The 3,636-nt window shown below is 61.8% G+C and carries 4 protein-coding genes; 1 reads left to right on the top strand and 3 read right to left on the bottom strand.

Features of this window, described 5'->3' with window-relative positions; translation table 11 throughout:
* The 3 genes from sufB to C0V97_RS16825 all read right to left on the bottom strand — a co-directional run.
* Positions 1-1,292, bottom strand: a 1,292-nt coding sequence (sufB, locus tag C0V97_RS16815; RefSeq protein ID WP_127103662.1) for a Fe-S cluster assembly protein SufB, incomplete at its 3' end; no start/stop codon positions are given.
* 1 nt (position 1,293) lies between these two features.
* Complete coding sequence (locus C0V97_RS16820; protein ID WP_127102592.1) at positions 1,294-1,773, bottom strand: SUF system Fe-S cluster assembly regulator; 480 nt, start codon at positions 1,771-1,773, stop codon at positions 1,294-1,296.
* Between the two features lie 130 nt (positions 1,774-1,903).
* Complete coding sequence (locus tag C0V97_RS16825) at positions 1,904-3,235, bottom strand: DUF445 domain-containing protein (protein WP_233582104.1); 1,332 nt, start codon at positions 3,233-3,235, stop codon at positions 1,904-1,906.
* Positions 3,236-3,356: 121 nt separating this feature from the next.
* Here C0V97_RS16825 and C0V97_RS16830 point away from each other — a divergent pair.
* Positions 3,357-3,636, top strand: a 280-nt coding sequence (locus C0V97_RS16830; protein WP_148114958.1) for a hypothetical protein, incomplete at its 3' end; no start/stop codon positions are given.

The following is a 3,636-nucleotide window of genomic DNA, read 5'->3' on the forward strand; positions in this document are numbered from 1 at the left end:
ACGCGTGCCGTCATGTTGCGGTTTTCGATATAGGGCACCGTATGGGCGCCACACTGATCCCCGATCAGGAGGCTGTCGCACTGCGTGAAGTTACGCGCGCCGCGTGCCTTGGGCATCATACGCACCAGACCGCGATAGGTGCTGTCCGAATGACCCGCTGAGATGGTCTTGGCAATGATGGTCGAGCGCGTATTCGGCGCCAGATGGATCATCTTGGTGCCCGTATCGGCCTGCTGGCGATTATTGGTCACGGCGACCGAGTAGAATTCGCCCACCGAGCCCTCGCCTGCCAGAATGCAGGACGGATATTTCCACGTGATCGCGGAGCCCGTCTCGACCTGCGTCCAGGAAATCTTGGCGTTGCGACCACGACATGCACCGCGCTTGGTCACGAAATTATAAATACCGCCCGTGCCGTTCTCATCACCCGGATACCAGTTTTGCACCGTCGAGTATTTGATCGTGGCTTCATTCATCGCCACCAGCTCGACCACGGCTGCGTGAAGCTGGTTCTCGTCGCGCATGGGTGCCGTGCACCCTTCGAGATAGGAAACAGTCGCGCGGTCCTCACAGATGATCAGCGTCCGCTCGAACTGCCCTGTGTTGCGGGCATTGATGCGGAAATAGGTCGAGAGCTCCATCGGACACCGCACGCCCTCCGGCACATAGACGAAAGAGCCATCCGTGAAGACAGCCGAATTCAGCGCTGCAAAGAAATTATCGCTGACCGGCACGACGGAACCGAGATAACGCTTCACGAGCTCGGGATGCTCGCGAATGGCATCCGAGATCGGGCAGAAGATTACCCCGGCCTCTTCCAGCGTCTTGCGGAAGGTCGTCACAACCGAGACGGAGTCAAATACCGCATCCACGGCCACAGGCAGCCGCTCGGCCTGATCGGCACCCTCGACACCGGCCAGGATGGCCTGCTCATGAAGCGGGATACCGAGCTTTTCGTAGGTGCGCAGCAACTCGGGATCGACTTCTTCCAGCGATTTCGGACCGGGCTTCTTCTTCGGCTCGGCGAAGTAGAAAGCATCCTGATAGTCGATGGCCGGATATTCCGGCTTCTGCCATGTGGGTTCTTCCATCGCCTGCCAGGCGCGGAAGGCCTGCAGGCGCCAGTCGAGCATCCATTCAGGCTCCTGCTTGCGCGCAGAGATAAAGCGGATGGTTTCCTCGCTCAGCCCCTTGGGCGCGAATTCCATCTCGATATCGGTTTCGAAGCCCCATTTATAGGTCGACTGGCCAAGGGTTTCGACGGCTTCGCGTGTTTCGGTTACGGCTGGCATGTCATCCCTCCCCGGCAGGCTGATGATCCGGCATATGGTCCGGGGCCACGCAGCGCGACGCAGGCATGATGCTGCCTGACAGATGGGCGCGGCTCATATCGGCTAGATTGATGGATTCGAGGGTCGAACGGATGGCCTTGTTGACCATGTCCCACTGTCCGGAGGAGAGCGCGCAAAGCGATTTGGCTTCGCAAACGCGCCCCTCGACACAGGCTGTAAGAGCGATCGGCCCGTCGACTGACGTGATCACGGCAGCGATCGAGATATCGGAAAGCGAACGCGCCAGGCGATAGCCGCCACGAGCCCCGCGATGCGAGGCGACGAGGCCATCGGCAGCGAGACCCTTCAGCAATTTCGCGACAGTCGGCTCCGGCACACCCGCGGCACCCGCAAGCGCGGTAGCCGTTACGAGCGCGTCCTGTTGGCCAAGCTGCACGAGCAGAACCGTAGCGTAATCGGCGAGTTTCGATAACCTGAGCATTCTGCTCCCTCGATCAGTTCCGCATGAACAGAAATTAAAGACCTAAATGGTGCTATTTTTCTAGCAGATGCGCGCGCGAAGGCGCTGCGTCAACCCTTTTCGCCTTTTGTGATGCCGATAAAAACAGGGTTCAGCCGAGATGGCCGAAACACAGCCTCATGAGCATGTCCAGAACGGCCCCCACCACGAAGCCGACCAGCGTGCCATTGATACGAATGTATTGCAGGTCGCGGCCAACACGCTGCTCCAGTCGTGCTGAAAGCTCCTGCGGGTCCCAGCGCTCCATGACCGAGGCGATATAAGCGGCAAGCTTGTCGCGCAGCGAAGGCAGGATACGGACGAGCGTGGTCTTGAGCGTCTGCTCCAGACGCGCCCGCATGGCCGGATCATGATCGAGCTGATCGGCCAAGCTCAGCAGCGCCGCCTCGATGACACTGCGGCTCCATCCGTCCTCACAGGCCAGATCGGCTTCGGCCAGTCCCCTGAAGCGCTGCCAGATCTCGGACCACCACAGCTTCAGGCTGTCATGGCCCAGATAGCCCGATATCGCATCGCCAAAGCGCGCCCGACGCTCCGGGTCTTCTTCCAGACGGTCTATTTCCTGCCTGATCCACCCGGTAAATCCCTCGCGCAGTTCCGAGTCCTGCGGGTCTATCCGCTCCAGTTCCAGATAGAGCGCGGTGATCACGCGGTTGGCAACGGATGGGCCAATGGCCCAGCCGATCATGCGCCCCCCCTGCTCGCGCACGCGCTCCTCGATAAAGCTGCGCAGCGTGGCTTCACGCTTTTGCACGCCGAGCTTGAACCGCTCGAGCAGGGCGGACAGAACCTCCTGATGCAGCTCATTATCGACCAGCGCCCGGAGCGCCCTGGTCACGACCTTGATCGAGGTTTCGCCGCGCGCCAGAACAGGCAGCGCCTTGCCTATGGCGGCAGAAGCGCGCCCGTCCTCAAGCCGATCAAGCATATCGGGCACGCTACGTCGCAGGGCAGAGGCGGTGGCATTGGCCGTACGCGGCTGGCGCAGCAGATTGGCAAGAATGCGCGCCACATCCGCCGAGGCGAGCGCCCGCCCGGCATCTTCTTCCGTAAAGAACTGCGTCGAGACGAAACGCCCCAGCGCACGAGCCAGCCTCGGCTGCTGGCGAGGCAGAACCGCAGTATGCGGAATGGGAAGCCCCAGCGGATGGCGGAACAGCGCCGTTACCGCAAACCAGTCGGCAATACCGCCGACGACGCCCGCCCGCGCACCCGAGCGCAGCACCTCCAGCAGATAGCTGTCACGCACCCAACCCAATGCCGGGAGCCCGGCGGAGACGACCATCAGACCGCCCATCGAGACCAGAAGACCACCCGCCAGACGACGCGAAGCCCTCAGGCTGGCCAGCGCCTCGGCCTCGGCCGCAGCGTTATCGCTCATGCGCTCGGACGGGATCGACTGATCGGAATTCGGATGATGCATGAAGGATCGATTAGCACCGCCGGAACAAAAAGTCCTGCGCTCCCGCGATCCTCCATTGCCATTGCCCTGCGGGCATGGAAAACCGGTCACAATCCGTGAACCGACTTCAAGCGAGAGTGCCTTGTCCAATACCGCGCCGCATCACGCCTCTTCCGGAACGCCCGCCGCCAAGGCCGATCAGAAAATCGCTCCAGATATGCGAGAAGGCGCGGCTTTCGCCGAGCGCCTGACGGGCGAGATGCAGGCCCTGCAGGACCGGGCCACCCATGAACGCCACGCTCCCGACCCGATCGAGGCCCTGTCGAGCCAGATCGGCGACGAACTGATCGACGGCGCCGTATCGGTCTCGACACTCGAAAACGCCGTACGTGTGCTCCGCGATGGTAATCTCAAAGGCCGGG

Origin of the sequence: Asaia sp. W19, assembly GCF_003994335.1 — a bacterium.
Lineage (GTDB): Bacteria > Pseudomonadota > Alphaproteobacteria > Acetobacterales > Acetobacteraceae > Asaia.

What these genes read in the sequence shown, in the direction of transcription:
- C0V97_RS16820 (WP_127102592.1), bottom strand. Translation starts at nt 1,773, where the DNA reads ATGCTCAGGTTATCGAAACTCGCCGATTACGCTACGGTTCTGCTCGTG.
- C0V97_RS16825 (WP_233582104.1), bottom strand. Translation starts at nt 3,235, where the DNA reads ATGCATCATCCGAATTCCGATCAGTCGATCCCGTCCGAGCGCATGAGC.